General features: G+C 65.8%; 2 protein-coding genes. Both read right to left on the reverse strand.

Translation table 11 applies throughout. The features are described 5' to 3' along the window. Window positions 1–7: 7 nt before the first annotated feature. Window positions 8–1,003 (reverse strand): LLM class flavin-dependent oxidoreductase, encoded by a 996-nt coding sequence (locus ACRDUX_RS26685; protein ID WP_526418177.1) that lies wholly within the window; start codon window positions 1,001–1,003, stop codon window positions 8–10. A gap of 95 nt (window positions 1,004–1,098) precedes the next feature. Next, a partial coding sequence (locus ACRDUX_RS26690) for an isochorismatase family protein (protein ID WP_526418179.1) occupies window positions 1,099–1,659 on the reverse strand: 561 nt, incomplete at its 5' end.

The raw sequence follows: 1,659 nt of genomic DNA on the forward strand, positions 1-1,659 counted from the left end.
ACTCGGGTCAGCGCGTCCCGGACATCAGTCCGATGGCCGCGGCGTCGTACTGCGCACGACGTTTGCGCCCAACCAGAAAGCTCGGGGGAGACGCGAACGCGAGATCGGGCAATCGCATGCGTGCGGAGAGCATTTCACGCGCCTGCTCGGTGCCCCCACATATCGCAATGGACCACAGCATGTTATCGGTGACGTGATCGGCGATGCTCTCCGGCCTGCTGCTGCGGAAGGCCTCGCGGATCGCTGCGACCTGGTCCTGCCAGCCGTGCAGTTCGACCAGCGAGTCGTAGGTCCGCACGGTCAGGTAGAAGGCGATCTGCAGCTTGGCGTCCCGAACGGCGCGCTCTGGATCGTCGTCGTCGATCGCCGTGATGAGCCAACCCCAACGCCGCATGTCGGTGGCATTGCGCCCATTCGATTCGGCGCCGCGAGCGAGCTCGGGTTCGATCACCTCGGTCCACCAGCGGTCGGTGAACAATCCATGTCCCAGAACGCCGTCGGCGACGCGACCCGCGGTTCTCACCATGATCTTGTTGAACGCGCCGATGAGAATCGGTACGTCGAGCCTGCCGAGCACGGGTGCTCGGATGTCCGCGTCGATGTTGTAGAAGTCGCCGCTGAACCGGATGGATTCACCGTTCTCGGCCTCGAGGTAGGCCCTGATCACCTGGATCAGCTCCGCCATTCGGGGTGCGGGATGAGTGGCCTCGACGCCGAACCAGTCCCTGTTCATCCGGGAGGTCCCCGCGCCCAAGCCCAGGAACACCCGGCCCGACGATGCGCGCGACAGGTGCCGCACGGCCGCGGCATGCACGAACGGTGATCGGGCAAACGCGTAGGCGATTCCCGGGCCCACCATCGCGGTCGAGGTGTTCTGTGCCATCTCGGTTGTGGTGACGTAGGCGCTCAGATCAGCGAATTCACCCGCGCAGAAGGCGCTTGCGCCAGCCGCTTCGGCGTGCGCCGCAAGGTCGGGCCCCGGCCACGGCAGTCCCCAGTCCATCGACCCTCACCAATCACTCGACATCGTTTACCTAGTAATACAGGTAGTGTACGCGAGCACTGAGTCGGTAGGAAGCGGGTCGTCAATGGCACCCGTCACGAAGTGGGAGTGGTCCATTCGGCGATCAACTGGTCGACGGTGGTCAGTCGACCCAGCACGGCGATGGTGTTGTTCAGCACCTGCTCTGCATAGTCGGCCGGGGTGCCGCCGACTCCGTCTCGGGGTACGACGAGATTGAACCCGGCCTGGGTCACGTGGCCCGCAGTGTGGGTGATGGCCAGATTCAGTGATACCCCGACCAGAACGATGGTGTCCACGCCAAAACCCTTGAGAACGGGCAACAACTCGGAATCCAGTGTCGGAAAGAGGCCGTGGTGGCGTGGCAGCACGAGGTCGCTCGGCTCCAGCAGGTCGGCGACGACGGCGGTCTCGGCGGTACCCGGTGCCCAGTTCACGGTGGCCGGTCCCAGCGCTCGCCACAACCGCGCCGTACCCGTCGGGCGGCCGCCGAGGCTCCCCTCGTAGGTCGCGTGCACGACGCGGACGCCGAACTGCCGTGCGGCGTCGAGGAGTCGGCGCACGCTGGAGACGAGGTCGGAGCTGTCGGCGGCAAGCGCAGGCAGGACGGACTCAGTGCCGAGCACGCCGTTCTGGCA

Origin of the sequence: Mycobacterium sp., from assembly GCF_050701675.1 — a bacterium.
Classification (GTDB): Bacteria; Actinomycetota; Actinomycetes; order Mycobacteriales; family Mycobacteriaceae; genus Mycobacterium.

Coding starts and splice junctions, on each gene's coding strand:
- ACRDUX_RS26685 (WP_526418177.1), bottom strand. CDS start 1,003: ATGGACTGGGGACTGCCGTGGCCGGGGCCCGACCTTGCGGCGCACGCC.